We start from the raw sequence: 17,269 nt of genomic DNA, 5'->3' as shown, positions 1-17,269 counted from the left end.
GCTCTTGACAGGGTCAGCGTAAGGATCTAGCCACTTTCTGGGAACCGACGAGGTGCCATGGAGACCGCACTGTGATGGTTGTCGCGATATGCCTCACCAGGCAACCTCGGCGCGGCGAAATGCATCCGCCGCACCTCCTTCCACGGCCGGCCGTCAGTCCGTGAACACCGGCTCCCGAGCACCGGTCCGTGGGCGGCCTCCCCCTGGGACTCCGGCCCGTGGCGCTGCCCCATGCGCATCGGTCCCCGTCCGCCATGCGCATCGGTTCACGCCGGTTCGCATCGGTCCACGTCGGTCCGCGTAGGTCCATGGACCTCGGTGGGCATCGGTCCGGGGGGTGGCCGTGCAGGCATCGGCGACCGGTGAGCAACGGCCCGTGAGGAGCGGGCCCGCCCGTGAGGAGGGGGCCCGTGAGCAACGGCCCGTCTGGGTCCGTCCGAGAACGTCAGTCCGTGATCCGGTACGTCGCCGAGGCCTGCTCGAAGTGCCGTGTCACCTCGTCGCGCTCGCCCTCGGGGCCGCGCACCTGGACGACGTGGTACCGGCCGTCGATCAACACCGCGAGGTTGCGGACGTACAGGTCCTCACCGCTCGATCCGGTCCAGGTGAACTGCCCCTCGGCCATGCTCCGTCCGCCCACCTCGATGCTTTTCAGCCCGGTCGACGTGGCCCAGCTGGAGTCCCGGTACGGCTGGAGTTCCCGCTCGGCGTCCCGCTGGTAGGCCATCGGGTCGCTGCCGTACCGGGCCGCACTGTCCCGCCCCGGTACGACGATGAGCTCGAAGTCGCCCTTGGAGTAGACGACCTGCCCGCTGCCGTTCTTCGCGGTGCGCGTCCAGCCCTCGGCCACGGCGATCCGGAAGCCCTCGGGATCCTTGCGCAACGTGAAGCCCTCGGCCACCTCGGGGCCCGTGGTCTGGGTCTCCGTCGAGGGCGCCGACTCCTTGTCGCCGTCCGCTCCCCCGCCCTTCGCGCCGCCGTCCGTGTCCTCGTCCTTGCCGTCGTCCCTTCCGTCGTCCGACGGCTGTGGCGGGCCCGGTGTCGCGCCGACGGCGCCGGTGCGGTCGGTCGCCGCTCCGCCGGTGTCCTCACCCGCCTTCGGCATGAAGAGCATCGCGTAGGCGATGGCCGCGGCCATCCCGAGGAGTACCAGGAGGAGCAGCGTGCGCCCCAGGCGTCGGGGGGAGCCGGACTTCTCCCGGCTCCGCCTGTGCCGCGCCTGCTGGGCGGGCAGCCCGGCGCGCCGTCTGCGCACCAGTTCACCCCGGCGCCTGATGACCGGCAGCCGCCGGGCGTCCACCGGCGGTGCGGTGATGACGTTGACGCCCGCCTCCGGTTCCGGCGCCGACCGGACCAACGAACGCAGCCAGCCGCGCAGTTCCTCGACGTCACTGCGCTCGGTGGGGTCCTGACGCAGCAGGGACTCGACCACCGGCCGGAGCGGCCCGCACTCCTCGGCGAACGCCGGCGGTTCCGCGCACACCATCTGCACCAGTTCCGCCGTCGACTCCTCCGGGTAGGGGGCGTGCCCCTGCACCGCCCGGAACAGCAGCGCGCCCAGCGCCCACAGGTCCGTCGCCGGACCGATCGGGGCGGCCAACTGCCAGTTCTCGTGCACCGGACCGGCCTGTTCGGGCGCCCACCGCTCCGTCACCGGTCCGACCACGGCCATCCGGGCCTGACGCGCCCGCTCCGCGGCCAGCGCGGTGGTGGGCCCACGGTGGGCGGGAGTACGGGCCACGAGGTCGTCCCAGCGGGCCGTGTCCGGTGCCGCGCCGGCCTCCGGGGCTCCGGCGGCCGGGCCGAGGGCCGGAGCGGGTGCGGCTCCGGCGTCCAGGGCACCGCGCCCCGGCCCGGCACCGTGGTCGCCGGAGACGGGTGCCACGCCGCTGTCCCCGCCGGTACCGGGGACGCCGGCACCGGGACGGGGGGCGGCCCCGTGCCAACCCGTGGCGCCGACACCGTACGGGTCCGCTATCTGTCCCGGCGGGGCGGCGCCACCCGTCGCGGGGGCGGCGCCGGCCTCGGGTGCGGGCCGGGCACCGGGCAGCGCGGCCCTGCTCGTCTGCTGTGCCTCCTGCACCCGGGCGGCGGCCCGGGCACCCGCGCGGTAGGCGGCGATGGCACCGGCGCGGGCCGCCCGCACGTCCCCCGCCCGGTCCAGGGGCCGCGGGGCGGTGGCGGAGGGGAGTCCGTGAGCCGGATCGGCACCGGCAGCGGGGAGCCGACCCGCCCGCGCCTCGATGGCGGCCCGCCGCGCGGCGTCGGGGTCCGTGCCGGGAGGAGGTCCGAGGGCGGGGTCGGCGGAGAACCCGGGCGGCCACGACGATCCGCCGTCCGGTCCACGCCCCGCACCGTGGTCCTGCCCCGTCCGCCGCCCGGAACCCGGCACACCCGGCACACCCGATGCTCCGGGAGCACCCGGACGTCCCGAACCGCCGGGACCGCCGCCGGGGTGCATCGGTGCGCCCTGGGGCGTCACCTGTGTCAGGCCGTGCGGCATTCCTCCGTCGCCGGTGACGGGTGTCCCTGTCACCGGAGCCCCTGCCACGGGAGCCCCCGGGACGGGAGGGCCGGCGGCCGGTCCGGCGAACGTCCCCCCGGGTCCCTCCGGCCGCGGCCCGGCCGGACCGGGATACTGCCCCGCCTGGGGGTCGTCCGCCTCGGCCTGCGGGACCGGGTCGTAACCGCACAGCGCCTCTTCCGCCGCCCCCACCGCCAGGCCGGTGAGCATCACCCGGCCGTCGTCGCAGACCAGCACGGTGCGGGCGGTGATGTTCCGGTGCACCCAACCGTGGGCGTGCAACACCCGCAGCGCCATCAGGACGTCGGCGGCCACTTCCGCCGCCCGGTACGGCGACAGGGGCTTCTCCGCCAGCAGGGCGGACAGCGGACGGGCGGGCACCAGCTCACTGACGACCCACAGCGAACCGCCCTCCGCGAACACGTCGAAGACCTGGTCCAGCCGTGGGTGGTCGGGTATCGCGGCAGCGGCCTGCGCAGCCTCGACCGCCCGTCGCACCACCGGATCCGCCGGCCGGCGCGTGCCGGTGCGTGCGGAGGAGCGCCCGGCAGGACGTCGTGCCCCGCCGTCACGGGCGGTGAAACCGTCGGGCAGCCCCTCGGCATCGAGCACTTCCGCCTCGACGACCTCGGGCAACGGGACCTGCCGGACCAGCACTTCCTGCCCGCTGTAGGTGTCGAAGGCGCGCGTCTCGGTCAGTTCGTACTCGTCGGAGGGCGGCAGCGGCAGGCGGTAGCGGTCGGCGAGTACACGTCCCGCGTAGTCGTCCACGATGCCTCCCCCGGCGTTACGGTCGGTCAATTCCGTTCGTACGGCGGACCATTCCCGCTGCGTACGGTCCGCAAGCACTCACGATACGTGCCGGAGGCAACCCGCAGAGCGCGGATGCCACATCTCACTGCCCACCACGAGAGCAGTTCATGCACCGGAACGCCCCGTGAACTGTCCCCGCAGTCGCCCGGTCGTCGCAAGGGCCGTCACCGGGGCGCCCCGGTCCACGCCGTGCGCCCGTGTCACGACTTCCGGGTCGCGCCTCCTGGTCACGCCTCCCGGGGCAGGACTACCGAGCAGGACTGTCGGGGCACGACGACAGCCCGTGCCGGCCGCTGCGACGCGGACACCGTGTCAGGACTTGGGCTCGAACGACTCCGTGAGGGTCCGCCACGTCGTCTCACGACGGTCACCGTCCCAGTCGTCGGCCTTCGCGGTGTACATCAGCGCATAGCCGACCCGGCCGTCGACCACGAAGCCCCGGTCGATGGTGCGGTACTTCGTGCCGCCCTCTGAGTACGTGAATTCCCAGTCGGCGGCGTTCCAGCCGCGGTAGTCCACCTTCTCTATGCGTATCTGCCGGTACTGCGAACGCCGCATGAAGCGTTCCTGGTTCTTCCAGTCGGCCACGGGGTCGCTCTTCGGCGTGGACGTCCAGGCGACGAGCAGCTTCTGGCCGTCGGGCCCGGTGAACCGGTCGCCCGCGGCACCCGTCGACACGTACTTCCACCCTGCCGGCAGCCCGATCGAATAGCCCTGCTTGCCCTGGTGGGTCTGGTCCACCGAGACATCACCGTCGTCGTCGCCCGCCCCGTCCTCCTTCCCGTCCTCGGCATCGGAGTCGTCCTCGTCCTGGCCGGCTCCCGGGGCATCGTCCCCGTCGTCGGAGTCTCCGTTCGCGTCCCCTGAGGAACCGCCTGGCTCGGCGGTGTCACCCTCGTCCCCCTTGGTGTCGCCGCTGGGGGTCGCCCCGGCCACCGTGCTGTCCCCCGTGCCGCCCTTGGCGTCACTGCTGCCCTCGTTACCGCCGAGGGTCAGAGCGAGGACGGTGCCGAGCACCGCGAGCGCCACGACCACGGCGATGATGATCAGCGTCCGTCGCGGCACGACGTCGGTCAGCGGCGCCCGGCGCACCGGCGTCGGCGGCAGATCCGGCGGCGTCATCACGGGCCACCCCGAACTCCGCGCCTCCGCCCCGTCCTTGGTCGGCCCCGCACCACCGGTCACGCGCCCATCACCCCTTGCCGACGCCGACGGCGGAGCAGAGGCGGAAGGTGAAGAGGAAGCTGAGGAGAAGGGAGACGAGGTCGAGGACGCAGGCGAGGAGGGACCGCCGGCGGAAGCGTGGGACGCGGCGGAGGGGGAGGCGGAGGACGAACCCGCCGACGCGGCAAGTGCGGTACGGGCGGATGATGCGGCCGACGTGCCCGGGGTGGACGCCGTCCCGGCTGCCGTCCCGGACACGGGTCCGCCCGGCTCCCGGGGCCCCGGCACGGTGCCCGGTCCCGACGTGCCCGAACCTTCAGGGGACTTGGTGCGCCCTGCGAGGGCGGCACCGGCCGCCCCGGCCGCGGCAGCCGCCTTGCGCATGGAACTGAAGGCGCCCCGCAGCCGCTCACCGGGTTCTTCCCGGTCACCGCCTCGTCCTCCGGGCTGCTCGGGCAACGGAACGACCTTGGTCGCGTCCGCCGGTTCGGCCTCGCCTCGGGGCTCAGGTGCGTGGATGACCGAGTTCAGCATGGCCCGCGCTCCGGCGTCGTCGAGCCGTTGGGCGGGGTCCTTGGTCAGCAGCCCGTGGATGACGTCCCGAAGAGGGCCGGCGTTCTTCGGCTCTTCGAGCGGCTCCGTCATCACCGCGGTGAGCGTGGCGATCGCGGACCCCTTGTCGTACGGGGGCGCCCCTTCCACCGCGGCGTACAGCAGTCCGCCGAGCGACCAGAGATCGGCGGCCGGACCCGGCTTGTGGCCGCGGGCCCGTTCCGGAGAGATGTAGGAGGGGGCGCCGACCAGCATGCCGGTGGACGTGATGGACGGGTCGCCCTCGACCTGCGCGATGCCGAAGTCGGTGAGCACGACCCGGCCGTCCTCGGCGATCAGCACGTTGGACGGCTTCACGTCCCGGTGCAGAATGCCCTGGCGGTGTGCGGACCGCAGGACGTCCAGCACGGCGAGACCCACCTCGGCGGCCCGCTTGGGCTCCAGCAGGCCGTCCTCGCGGATGACCTCGGCGAGCGACTTGCCCTCGACGAGTTCCATGACGATCCACGGCCGGTCGTCCTCCTGGACCACGTCGAAGACGGTCACGGCGCTGTTGTTGCGGATCCTCGCGATCGCCTTGGCCTCGCGCAGCGTCCGCGTGATCAGCCGGCGCTTCTCCTCCTCGTCGATGTTCGACGGGAAGCGGAGTTCCTTGACGGCGACGGTCCGGCCCAGGGTCTCGTCCTCGGCGCGCCACACCGTCCCCATGCCGCCGCGGCCGAGCACATCTCCCAGCCGGTATCGCCCGGCGAGGAGGCGTGCGCTCTTGTCCTGACGAGATGTCCCCGCCCGCTCCGGCTCCGACATGCGTCCCCTCATGCAACCCGCCCTGACAGAGCCTTCATTGTCCCTCACCCGACAAGTGCCCAACGCCCAGGGTGTCTCGGCGCGGGCCTCCGGCCCCAGAGGATCACGGCCCCGGATGAAGGCCGCGTAAAGACGCCTTGCATGATGTGCATCCACCAGGGAGGAGCCGGGATGCCGTCGCTGCGCACACTACTGGCCGTCCCCGTGTCGTTGGTCCTGCTGGCGATGGCGCCGGCCGCCTCGTCGGCACCGGCGGACCCGCCCACGGACGCGCTTCTCCCCCTGCTGGTCACCGAGGGGGAGGTGCCCGCCGCGGCCCTCCTGGCCAAGGAGGGCCGCGGGTACCGCTATGCCGACGCCGGCCCCGGTGTGGCGCGGTCCGACCACTTCCGCGCCGGGAGCATCACCAAGACGTTCGTCGCGACCGTGGTGCTCCAACTGGCCGAGGAGCACCGCCTGTCCCTGTCCGACACCGTGGAGGAGCACCTGCCGGGTCTGGTGCGGGGAGCGGGCAACGACGGCCGCGCACTGACCCTGCGTTCCCTGCTCAACCACACCAGCGGTCTCCACGACTTCTCCGCCGACACCCGCGGGACCGTCCCTCTCACTCCTCGTCAGTCCATACGCCTGGCCCTCACCCACCCTCCGGCCGATCACGGCCACTACTCCTACTCGAACACGAACTACGTGCTGCTCGGCGAGGTCGTCGAGCAGGTCACCGGTCGCTCCTACGCCGACGAGGCCGAGCAGCGCATCATCGCTCCGCTGCGTCTGACGGGCACCTCCTTCCCGGGATCCCGCACCTCCCTTCCCGACCCGCACGGCCGGGCCTACGCCGCCGACGGGACCGACGTGGCCGAACTCGACCCGCGGGTGGCCGGAGCCGCGGGCGAGCTGGTCACCACGCTCGCCGATCTCGACCGCTTCTACTCGGCCCTGCTCGGCGGTGAGTTGCTGCACCCGCACTGGCTGCGCGAGATGCTCGACACCCGTGCCGCACACGGCTCGTACGGACTGGGCCTGTTCCCGCAGGAGCTTCCGTGCGGCACCACGGTGTGGGGACACAACGGCCGAATATCCGGCAGCTATGTGCGCACCGCGGCCACCGTCGACGGCCGGCGTGTCCTCACACTCCGGGTGAACACGGACGCCATAGCCGATCCCGGTCTCGAGCCCGCGGTGCTCGCTGCCGAGTTCTGCCCCCGCACCTCCTAGAACGCCCCGGCTCCGAACGGAGATCCCGGATTGCATCGCTCGTTCGAGTGAACCGCTGATCCCGTCATCCGGCGCCGCCCGCAACGCCGTCACCCGGGCACCGTGAAACCACCGGCCCCGAGGCTCCAGCAGCGGGAAGGGCTCCCAGCCCTCACCCAGATCCGCGGACAGGACGCGCCGAGCCCTTCCACCCGGACCTGCGGACGGAGCGCACGACGCCCGTCAAACCAGACCCGCGGACAGAGCGCACGGCACCCCTCGCCCCGACCCGCGGACAGACCGCACGGCCCGCCCCCTCACCCACCCCTCCGGGCAGGCGCACCTCACCAGGGCGTCGGCGCCGGCCCGAGCCGCTATCGGGGGACGATGTCCGGCGCACCCAGCCGTGCCGCGTCCGCCGTGAGGTCGTCGGGCTGCCGCTGCGACTCCCGTTCGGCCTCCACGCGCTTCTCGTAGTACTGCACCTCGCGCTCGACCTGGTCCTTGTCCCAGCCCAGGACCGGCGCCATCAGTTCCGCGGCCTCGCGGGCGCTGCGCGTGCCCCGGTCGAAGGTCTCGATGGAGATGCGGGTGCGGCGGGTCAGCACGTCGTCCAGGTGCCGCGCGCCCTCGTGCGAGGCGGCGTAGACGATCTCGGCGCGCAGGTAGTCGTCGGCAGCATGCAGGGGCTCGCCCAGGGCCGGGTCGGAGACGATGAGGTCCAGGACCTCCTGGGCCGCCGAGCCGTACCGGTTGAGCAGGTGCTCGACGCGTACGGGGTGCACCCCGGTCCGGGCGGCGATCCGCGCCCGCGCGTTCCACAACGCCCGGTAGCCCTCGGCGCCGAGCAGCGGCACGTCCTCCGTGACACAGTCGGCGACCCGCATGTCGAGTCCGTGCACCGCCTCGTCCACGGCGTCCTTGGCCATGACCCGGTAGGTCGTGTACTTGCCGCCCGCGACCACGACGAGTCCGGGCACGGGGTGGGCGACCGTGTGCTCGCGGGACAGCTTGCTGGTGGCGTCGGACTCACCGGCCAGCAGCGGCCGCAGACCGGCGTACACGCCCTGCACGTCGTCCCTGGTGAGCGGCACCGCGAGCACCGAGTTCACGCGCTCCAGGAGGTAGTCGATGTCGGCGCTGGACGCCGCCGGGTGGGCCTTGTCGAGGTCCCAGTCGGTGTCGGTGGTGCCGACGATCCAGTGACGGCCCCACGGGATGACGAACAGCACGGACTTCTCGGTGCGCAGGATGAGGCCGGTGGTGGAGTGGATCCGGTCCTTGGGGACGACCAGGTGGATGCCCTTGGAGGCCCGCACGTGGAACTGTCCGCGCTCGCCCACCATCGCCTGGGTGTCGTCGGTCCACACACCGGTGGCGTTGACGACCTGCTTGGCGCGGATCTCGTACTCACCGCCGCCCTCCAGGTCCTCGACCCGGGCGCCGACGACCCGTTCGCCCTCGCGGAGGAAGCCGGTGACCCGTGCGTGGTTGGCGGTCCGCGCCCCGTACGAGGCCGCGGTGCGCACCAGCATGGCCACGAAGCGGGCGTCGTCCACGCGTGCGTCGTAGTACTGCAGCGCGCCGACCAGGGCGTCCTTCTTCAGGCAGGGGGCCACCCGCAGGGCGTGACGGCGGGTCAGGTGCCGGTGCACCGGCAGTCCCCGCCCGTGCCCCCGGGCCATGGACATGGCGTCGTAGAGCGCCACGCCCGACCCGGCGTAGAGCCGCTCCCAGCCCTTGTGCTGCAACGGGTAGAGGAAGGGCACCGGCTTGACGAGGTGCGGGGCGAGCTTCTCCAGCAGGAGTCCCCGTTCCTTCAACGCCTCACGCACGAGGGTGAAGTCGAGCATCTCCAGATAGCGCAGCCCGCCGTGGATCAGCTTGCTGGACCGGCTGGACGTGCCGGACGCCCAGTCGCGCGCCTCGACGAGCCCCGTGGACAGACCGCGGGTCGCGGCGTCGAGCGCCGTGCCCGCTCCCACCACGCCTCCGCCGACCACCAGCACGTCCAGCTCGCGCTCGGCCATGGATGCGAGTGACTCGGCACGTTCCGCCGGCCCCAGTGTCGCTGTCCTCACTGCTGCCTCCCGCTCATCGGTCGCGTCGGCCGCACCCATCGGGCGAAGCCCGTTCCTTCCCCTCCCTCATGCCCAGATTCTGACCGCGTTGCCCGGCTTCAGCCACCACGGGCCGATGACCTGTGGACAACGCCAGAGGGACGACTCTCCGAAACTCAGTCGATCAATCCCGCATATCGGTCATATTTACTCCTAGTCTGACATTGCGCTCGCCCGTCCTGTCCACAGGGCTTGCGCACCTGTCCCACTTCGGCTATCGGGAAGGACGGTCCACGCCATGCCCGCAGATCTCGCCGTCATCGGTCTCGGCCCGTACGGCCTGCCGACGGCCCAGGCCGCCGTCGCCGCAGGCATCCCCACCATCGGCTACCGGACCGGCCCGGAGGCGGGCTCCCTCAGCCCCGCAGAGCTGCGCCGCATGCTCGCGCAGGGCTTCCGCGTGACCGCGAACCCCGCCGAGCTGGGCCGGGTGCGCACGGTCCTCATCTGTGCGCCCGCCCCGCGGGGTGCCGACGGCGAGCCGGACCTGTCCCAGGTGGAGGCCGCCGTCCGCACCCTCGCTCCCCGGCTGCGCCCCCACACCACGGTGATCGTGGAATCACCCGTGGTGCCGGGCACGACGGAGGGGTTCCTCCGGCCGCTCCTGGAGCAGGGGTCGAGGCTGCGCGCCGGCCGCGACTTCCACCTCGCCCACTCCCCCAGCCGGGTCGACCCGGGCAACCGCGACTTCACGCCCGCCAACACCCCCAAGGTCATCGGCGGCCTCACCCCGGCCTGCACCGAGTCCGCCGCCGCCTTCTACGGCCGGCTGACCGACAAGGTCGTGCGGGCCCGCGGGCTCCGGGAGGCGGAGACCGTACAGCTGCTGGAGAGCACCTTCCGGCACGTGAACATCGCCCTCGTCAACGAGATGGCCGTCCTGTGCCACGACCTCGGCGTGGACTTCTGGGACGTCATCCGCTGCGCGGAGACCAAGCCCTTCGGCTTCCAGGCGTTCCGCCCCGGCCCGGGCGTCGGGGGGCACGCCGTCCCGCAGAGCCTCGCCACCACGACCGGCCGCACCCTGCGGATGGCCGAGCTGGCCCAGCAGGTCAACAACGGGATGCCCGGTTACGTCGTGCAGCGTGCCGCCGCTCTCCTCAACGAGCACGGCAAGTCCGCGCGCGGTGCGCGGGTGCTGCTGCTCGGGGTCACCTACAAGGCCGACCTGGCGGACCAGCAGGGCAGCCCCGCCCGGGAGATCGCGGTCCGGCTGATGGAGCTGGGGGCGTCGGTCAGCTACCACGACCCCCATGTCCCCTCGTGGAGCGTGCTCGACCGCCCCGTCCCCCGAGCCGACTCCCTCTACGAGGCGGCGGCCGACGCGGACCTGACGATCCTGCTCCAGCAGCACCGCACCTACGACCTCCAGGGACTGTCGGTGAAGGCCCAGCTGCTGCTGGACACGCGCGGCGCGACCCCGACGGGGGCGGCGCACCGGCTGTGACAGGGGCGCACGGCGACCCGCGCGCCGCCGACCGCGCCTGCCGCCCGCACCGCCCCGGACCTGCGGGAAAGACCCGGAAGGGGCAGGGGACGGACCGGTGGACACCTCCGCCCGGACGCAGAAGGCCGGTCGCCCCGGTAGGGGGCGACCGGCCTTCGTGGCGTCGGTGCGGCGAACGCGCTCCGTGATTACCGCTTGTGCTCCGAATCCGCGACCGTGACCTCGACGCGCTGGAACTCCTTGAGCTCGCTGTACCCCGTGGTCGCCATGGCGCGGCGCAGCGCACCGAAGAAGTTCATGGAGCCGTCCGGCGTGTGCGAGGGGCCGGTGAGGATCTCCTCGATGGTGCCGACCGTGCCCAGGTCGACCTTCTTGCCCCGCGGCAGCTCCTCGTTGACGGCCTCCATGCCCCAGTGGTGGCCCTTGCCGGGGCCGTCGGTCGCCCGCGCGAGCGGAGAACCCATCATCACCGAGTCGGCGCCGCAGGCGATCGCCTTGGGCAGGTCGCCGGACCAGCCGACGCCGCCGTCCGCGATGACGTGCACGTACCGGCCGCCGGACTCGTCCATGTAGTCGCGGCGGGCCGCGGCCACGTCGGCGACGGCCGTGGCCATCGGCACCTGGATGCCCAGCACGTTGCGCGTGGTGTGCGCGGCGCCGCCGCCGAAGCCGACGAGGACACCCGCCGCCCCGGTGCGCATCAGGTGCAGGGCGGCCGTGTAGGTGGCGCAGCCGCCGACGATCACGGGCACGTCGAGTTCGTAGATGAACTGCTTGAGGTTCAGCGGCTCGTGCGAGCTGGAGACGTGCTCCGCCGAGACGGTCGTCCCGCGGATGACGAAGATGTCGACGCCCGCGTCCACGACGGCCTTGGAGAACTGGGCGGTGCGCTGCGGGGAGAGCGCGGCGGCGGTCACGACGCCGGAGTCGCGCACCTCCTTGATGCGCTGCCCGATCAGCTCCTCCTTGATGGGGGCCGCGTAGATCTCCTGCAGGCGGCGGGTCGCCGTGTCCGCGTCGAGGCCGACGATCTCGTCGAGCAGCGGCTGCGGGTCCTCGTGGCGCGTCCACAGGCCCTCGAGGTTGAGCACGCCGAGGCCGCCGAGCTCGCCGATGCGGATCGCCGTGGCCGGCGACACGACGGAGTCCATGGGGGCGGCCAGGAACGGCAGCTCGAAACGGTAGGCGTCGATCTGCCAGGCGATCGAGACCTCCTTCGGGTCCCGCGTACGGCGGCTGGGGACGACGGCGATGTCGTCGAAGGCGTACGCCCGGCGGCCGCGCTTGCCGCGCCCGATCTCGATCTCAGTCACGTCTGTGGCCTTTCCCTGATGCGTTGCAGCGCCTTCCAGTATCCCCGACGGTGACGACGGCCACCGACCCGGACGTACGGCGAGGGTGGCCCCGGTCCATCGGGGCCGCCCTCGGAAGACGGCTGCTACTGGCGGCTGTAGTTCGGCGCTTCGACCGTCATCTGGATGTCGTGCGGGTGGCTCTCCTTGAGGCCCGCGGAGGTGATCCGGACGAAGCGGCCCTTCGTCTCCATCTCACCGATGGTCGCGGCGCCCACGTAGCCCATCGTCTGGCGCAGACCGCCGACGAGCTGGTGCAGCACGTTGGCCAGCGGGCCCCGGTAGGGCACCTGGCCCTCGATGCCCTCGGGCACGAGCTTGTCGTCGGAGGCGACCTCGGCCTGGAAGTAGCGGTCCTTCGAGTACGACCGGCCCTGTCCCCGGGACTGCATGGCGCCCAGAGAGCCCATGCCGCGGTACGACTTGAACTGCTTGCCGTTGATGAACTGCAGCTCGCCGGGGGACTCCTCGCAGCCCGCGAGGAGGCTGCCCAGCATCACGGTGTCGGCGCCCGCGGCGAGCGCCTTGCCGATGTCGCCGGAGTACTGCAGTCCGCCGTCGCCGATCAGCGGGACGCCCGCCGCGCGCGCCGCGAGGGACGCCTCGTAGATGGCCGTGACCTGCGGGACGCCGATGCCCGCGACGACCCGGGTGGTGCAGATCGAGCCGGGACCGACACCCACCTTGATGCCGTCGACACCGGCGTCGATCAGCGCCTGGGCGCCGTCGCGCGTGGCCACGTTGCCGCCGATCACGTCGACACCGACGCTCGACTTGATCTTCGCCATCCAGCTGAGGGCGTTGCTGTTGTGGCCGTGCGAGGTGTCGACGACCAGGAAGTCCACACCGGCCTCGGCGAGTGCCTGGGCCCGCTCCAGCGCCTCGGGGCTGGCACCCACGGCGGCGCCGACGATGAGGCGGCCCTCCGCGTCCTTGGCGGCGTGGGGGTACTGCTCGGCCTTCACGAAGTCCTTGACCGTGATCAGGCCCTTGAGGACACCCGCGTCGTCGACCAGGGGAAGCTTCTCGATCTTGTGGCGGCGCAGCAGCTCCATGGCCTCGACGCCGGAGATGCCGACGTGCCCGGTGACCAGCGGCATCGGGGTCATGACCTCGCGCACCTCACGGGAACGGTCGGTCTCGAAGGCCATGTCGCGGTTGGTGACAATGCCCAGCAGCCTCTTGTTGCCGTCGGTGACCGGGACACCGCTGATGCGGAACTTCGCGCACAGGGCGTCGGCCTCGGCGAGCGTGGCGTCCGGGTGGATGGTGATGGGGTCGGTGACCATGCCGGACTCGGAGCGCTTCACCAGGTCGACCTGGTTGGCCTGGTCCTCGACGGAGAGGTTGCGGTGAAGCACGCCGACGCCGCCCTGACGGGCCATGGCGATCGCCATGCGGGACTCGGTGACCTTGTCCATCGCGGCCGAGAGCAGGGGGATGTTCACCCGGACGTTGCGGGAGACGCGGGACGAGGTGTCGACCGCGTTGGGGAGCACCTCGGACGCGCCCGGCAGCAGCAGCACGTCGTCGTAGGTCAGCCCGAGTGTCGCGAATTTCTCGGGCACTCCGTCGACGTTGGCAGTCATGACACCTTCCCCAAATGGCCTTGATCGGTGCGGATGCCCATGCTAACGGGAAGGACGGGTGGCTCATTCCACGATCAAGCAGGGCTCAGGTCTTCGTATGTTCGTACGGGTGCGTTCCGCTGCCCGTTCAGGGGCCGAAGAGGCGGCCGGCGGTTCGTGGTTACTGCTCGGCCAGGGCGCGCAGTCTGCTGAGTGCACGATGCTGGGCGACCCGGACCGCGCCGGGTGACATTCCCAACATCTGGCCGGTCTCCTCCGCCGTGAGGCCGACCGCGATACGCAGCAGGAGCAGCTCGCGCTGGTTCTCGGGCAGGTTGGCCAGCAGTTTCTTGGCCCATTCGGCGTCGCTGCTGAGCAGTGCGCGCTCCTCGGGCCCCAGCGAGTCGTCGGGACGCTCGGGCATCTCGTCCGAGGGCACGACCGTCGAGCCGGGGTGGCGCATGGCGGCGCGCTGGAGGTCGGCGACCTTGTGCGCGGCGATGGCGAAGACGAACGCCTCGAAGGGGCGCCCGGTGTCCTTGTAGCGGGGCAGCGCGAGCAGCACCGCGACGCAGACCTCCTGGGCGAGGTCCTCGACGAAGTGCCGGGCGTCGCCCGGGAGGCGGGACAGCCGGGTGCGGCAGTAGCGCAGGGCCAGGGGGTGGACGTGCGCCAGCAGGTCATGGGTGGCCTGCTCGTCGCCGTCGACCGCGCGATGGACGAGCGCACCGATCGCCCCTTGGGCAGTGCCCGCCTCGTCGTCGCGCATCGGTCCATGGTGCCTTGCGGCCGACGGGTCCGCGGCACCGCGTCCCTGGTTGTGCACCGAAGCGTTATGAGCAGGTGCGCCGAAACTCATCCCCTGCGCCCTCCCCTTCCGCTCGACCGACCCGTCCCCGAGGAACTCCACACCTCAAGGATGCGTCATCCGCGGCGAAACGAGCAGCGGGCACCCGTCGGGTGCCGTCCCCGCCCTGGTGGGGCGCCGTTGCGGGGGGTGCGTCGCGGCACGTTCGGGAAGCGCCGGGACCTGTCGTCCGGATCGGCCCGGCGCCGCGGGACCCCGGTCTCCTCCGGCCCGGCCGCCCTCGCCGCGGGAGCGGCGGGCCGGCTGCCGCGCCGGAGGCGCCACCGGTCTTCGGTGACCGCGGGTGCGTGCCGTGCGGGCACGGGCCGCGCGGGGGCATCGACGTGCCCCCGCTCGCCGGTCGCCGTCCGGTGCCGGGCACCGCGTCCGGTCCGATCCGAAGGACAGGCCCTAGCGCACCAGACCCCACCGGAATCCGAGCGCCACCGCGTGGGCCCGGTCCGAGGCGCCCAGCTTCTTGAACAGGCGCCGCGCGTGCGTCTTCACGGTGTCCTCGGAGAGGAACAGCTCACGGCCGATCTCCGCGTTGGAGCGGCCGTGACTCATGCCCTCCAGGACCTGGATCTCCCGCGCGGTGAGCGTGGGGGCGGCCCCCATCTCGGCGGAGCGCAGCCGCCGCGGGGCGAGCCGCCAGGTCGGGTCGGCGAGAGCCTGCGTGACGGTCGCGCGCAGTTCTGCGCGGGAGGCGTCCTTGTGCAGGTAACCGCGCGCCCCGGCGGCGACGGCGAGCGCCACGCCGTCGAGGTCCTCGGCCACGGTGAGCATGATGATGCGCGCACCGGGGTCAGCGGACAGCAGCCGCCGGACCGTCTCGACGCCGCCCAGGCCGGGCATGCGTACGTCCATCAGAATCAGGTCCGAGCGGTCGGCGCCCCAGCGGCGGAGGACTTCCTCGCCGTTGGCCGCCGTCGTCACGCGCTCCACGCCGGGCACGGTCGCAACCGCGCGGCGAAGCGCCTCTCGGGCAAGCGGGGAGTCGTCGCAGACGAGGACGGAAGTCATGGCCGCCCTCCGCAGCTGATGCGCGTCACCTTGAGCCTCCAGGCTGGTACGAAATCGTCACCTGTGCGGTCGACCGTCTCGGACGCCCGCCCGAGCGCTTGTTCCTTCAACCGCCTCGCACTCTCAACGACGGTCACTCGAAAGAGTTACGGGGCCGTCTGCCACCTTCGGCACTCTACGTGAGGACGCGGACACGGTGCAGACATGCGCGCAGACCCTCCACGATTCATCACAACCCGTGCACCATTTAGACCCTTTTCTTCCCTCTTGTTGGTGTCTGCGACTAGATTCGCAATGAGTCATATTTTCATCTCCTTGGATCGTAGTTGTACGGTCGTGGACACCGGATCCGCCCAGAACGGCTACAAGGGGTCACGCAATGGCAGATTTCTCCCGCCTTCCCGGACCGAACGCGGACCTGTGGGACTGGCAGCTCCTGGCTGCGTGCCGCGGGGTGGACAGCTCCCTCTTCTTCCACCCCGAGGGCGAGCGCGGTGCGGCGCGAAGCGCTCGCGAGAACTCGGCCAAGGAGGTCTGCATGAGGTGCCCGGTGCGCGCCGAGTGCGCGGCCCACGCGCTGGCGGTACGCGAACCGTACGGCGTGTGGGGCGGACTGACCGAGGACGAGCGCGAAGAACTGATGGGACGGGCGCGGCACCGACTGGTGTCGGCGTCGGCCGGCAGCGGCGGACACGCCGCCTCGAACAACTGAAGGAACGTTTCTCCGCAAGGGGCACGCAGGTGCCCTTGTTTTGTCGCTGGAGGTGATGGTGGAGGTGATCGGTGGGAGTGGCCGACTGAGGTGATCGGCGGAGGTGATCGGCGGAGGTGATCACCTCACGGTCCGCGCAGGTCGGTCGCGCGACCCCGGGAACACGGGCGGACCCGCGCCGTCCGCTACCGGGCGGCCGCCCGCGCGAGGTGGTCGAGCGTCGCGGCGACCGCCGGGACCTGGGCGAGGTCCGGAAGCGTGAGCGCGACGATCTCACGTCGCACGGCGGGTTCCAGGCGGACCGTGCACACGCCCCTGGGCCGGACGGACTCCACGGCCAGCTGCGGCAGGACCGCCACGCCCAGTCCGGCGCCCACCAGCCCGGCGACGGCCGGGTAGTCGTCGGTGGCGAAGTCGATGCGCGGGGTGAAGCCGGCTGTCTCGCACACCTCCACCAGCTGCCCGCGGCAGCGCGGGCAGCCCGCGATCCACGGTTCGTCGGCGAGCTCGCCGATGGCGACGGATTCCGCACGCGCGAGCCGGTGCCGTTCCGGCACCAGGCCCACCAGCCGGTCCGACAGCAGCGGCCGGACGACGAGGTCGTCCCACTCCTCGGCCCCCGCGGCCCCCTCGTAGCGGAACGCGAGGGCCACGTCGCAGTCGCCGTCCCGCAGCAGTCCGACGGAGCGGGGCGGCTCCGCCTCCTCCAGGGACACCCGGGTGCCGGGGTGCGCGTCGCGCAGCGCGGCCAGCGCCGCCGGCACCAGGGTGGAGCTGCCGCTGGGGAAGGACACCAGCCGCACGCGCCCGGCCCGCAGCCCGGCGATGGCCGCGACTTCCTCCTCGGCGGCGGTGAGCCCGGCGAGGATCCCGGCCGCGTGCCGCACCAGCGCCTCTCCGGCCTGGGTCAGGCGCATCTCGCGACCGCTGCGGACGAGCAGCGGGGTGCCGACGGACGTCTCCAGGGCCTTCATCTGCTGGCTGACGGCGGGCTGGGTGCAGCCCAGCTCGCGGGCCGCCGCGGAAAAGGAACCGCTGACGGACACGGCGCGCAGCACGCGGAGGTGGCGGGCTTCGATCACACCGCCAAGGATAAGCGAGCCTTTGATGTCCGGGCCCATACTCCGTCGACGCTTTTAGCTCCGT

11 protein-coding genes are annotated in these 17,269 nt (G+C 72.3%); 3 read left to right on the top strand and 8 right to left on the bottom strand.

The annotated features are described in order from the left end of the window. Positions 1-445: 445 nt before the first annotated feature. Together AC02VZ_RS22430 and AC02VZ_RS22425 are read right to left on the bottom strand one after the other, a co-directional pair. Positions 446-3,325, bottom strand: a complete 2,880-nt coding sequence (locus AC02VZ_RS22430) for a protein kinase (RefSeq protein WP_432055050.1) — start codon at positions 3,323-3,325, stop codon at positions 446-448. Positions 3,326-3,649: 324 nt separating this feature from the next. Beyond that, the gene (locus tag AC02VZ_RS22425; protein ID WP_476476236.1) at positions 3,650-5,860 is read right to left on the bottom strand and encodes a serine/threonine-protein kinase; all 2,211 of its coding nucleotides are present in this window, start codon (positions 5,858-5,860) and stop codon (positions 3,650-3,652) included. 171 nt (positions 5,861-6,031) lie between these two features. Between AC02VZ_RS22425 and AC02VZ_RS22420 the strand changes: the two genes are divergently transcribed. Beyond that, a complete protein-coding gene (locus AC02VZ_RS22420) occupies positions 6,032-7,075 on the top strand; it encodes a serine hydrolase domain-containing protein (RefSeq protein WP_476476235.1) in 1,044 nt (347 codons plus the stop codon). A gap of 353 nt (positions 7,076-7,428) precedes the next feature. On the opposite strand, the gene AC02VZ_RS22415 is transcribed toward AC02VZ_RS22420, so the two are convergent. Continuing rightward, positions 7,429-9,135, bottom strand: a complete 1,707-nt coding sequence (locus AC02VZ_RS22415; protein ID WP_432055047.1) for a glycerol-3-phosphate dehydrogenase/oxidase — start codon at positions 9,133-9,135, stop codon at positions 7,429-7,431. Between the two features lie 277 nt (positions 9,136-9,412). Between AC02VZ_RS22415 and AC02VZ_RS22410 the strand changes: the two genes are divergently transcribed. Continuing rightward, positions 9,413-10,621 carry a nucleotide sugar dehydrogenase gene (locus AC02VZ_RS22410; protein ID WP_476476234.1) on the top strand — a complete coding sequence of 403 codons (1,209 nt, stop codon included), beginning with the start codon at positions 9,413-9,415 and terminating at the stop codon, positions 10,619-10,621. Between the two features lie 188 nt (positions 10,622-10,809). Here AC02VZ_RS22410 and AC02VZ_RS22405 read toward each other — a convergent pair whose 3' ends face one another. The 4 genes from AC02VZ_RS22405 to AC02VZ_RS22390 all read right to left on the bottom strand — a co-directional run bounded on the left by AC02VZ_RS22405 (position 10,810) and on the right by AC02VZ_RS22390 (position 15,411). Continuing rightward, positions 10,810-11,934, bottom strand: coding sequence for a GuaB3 family IMP dehydrogenase-related protein (locus AC02VZ_RS22405; RefSeq protein ID WP_432055045.1), 1,125 nt, complete (start codon positions 11,932-11,934; stop codon positions 10,810-10,812). Between the two features lie 125 nt (positions 11,935-12,059). Then, complete coding sequence (guaB, locus tag AC02VZ_RS22400; RefSeq protein WP_476476233.1) at positions 12,060-13,562, bottom strand: IMP dehydrogenase; 1,503 nt, start codon at positions 13,560-13,562, stop codon at positions 12,060-12,062. Positions 13,563-13,722: 160 nt separating this feature from the next. Then, on the bottom strand, positions 13,723-14,310 hold the full coding sequence (locus AC02VZ_RS22395; protein WP_476476232.1) for a sigma-70 family RNA polymerase sigma factor: 588 nt from the start codon (positions 14,308-14,310) through the stop codon (positions 13,723-13,725). Between the two features lie 489 nt (positions 14,311-14,799). After that, complete coding sequence (locus AC02VZ_RS22390; protein ID WP_003948568.1) at positions 14,800-15,411, bottom strand: response regulator transcription factor; 612 nt, start codon at positions 15,409-15,411, stop codon at positions 14,800-14,802. A gap of 379 nt (positions 15,412-15,790) precedes the next feature. Between AC02VZ_RS22390 and AC02VZ_RS22385 the strand changes: the two genes are divergently transcribed. Then, a complete protein-coding gene (locus AC02VZ_RS22385; RefSeq protein ID WP_432055042.1) occupies positions 15,791-16,123 on the top strand; it encodes a WhiB family transcriptional regulator in 333 nt (110 codons plus the stop codon). A gap of 185 nt (positions 16,124-16,308) precedes the next feature. On the opposite strand, the gene AC02VZ_RS22380 is transcribed toward AC02VZ_RS22385, so the two are convergent. Then, on the bottom strand, positions 16,309-17,205 hold the full coding sequence (locus AC02VZ_RS22380) for a LysR family transcriptional regulator (RefSeq protein WP_476476231.1): 897 nt from the start codon (positions 17,203-17,205) through the stop codon (positions 16,309-16,311). Positions 17,206-17,269: the final 64 nt, after the last annotated feature.

The organism is Streptomyces sp. 3-6 (genome assembly GCF_056323165.1).
The sequence above is the reverse complement of the archived record's forward strand: the minus strand, read 5'-3'. Positions and strand labels throughout refer to the sequence as shown.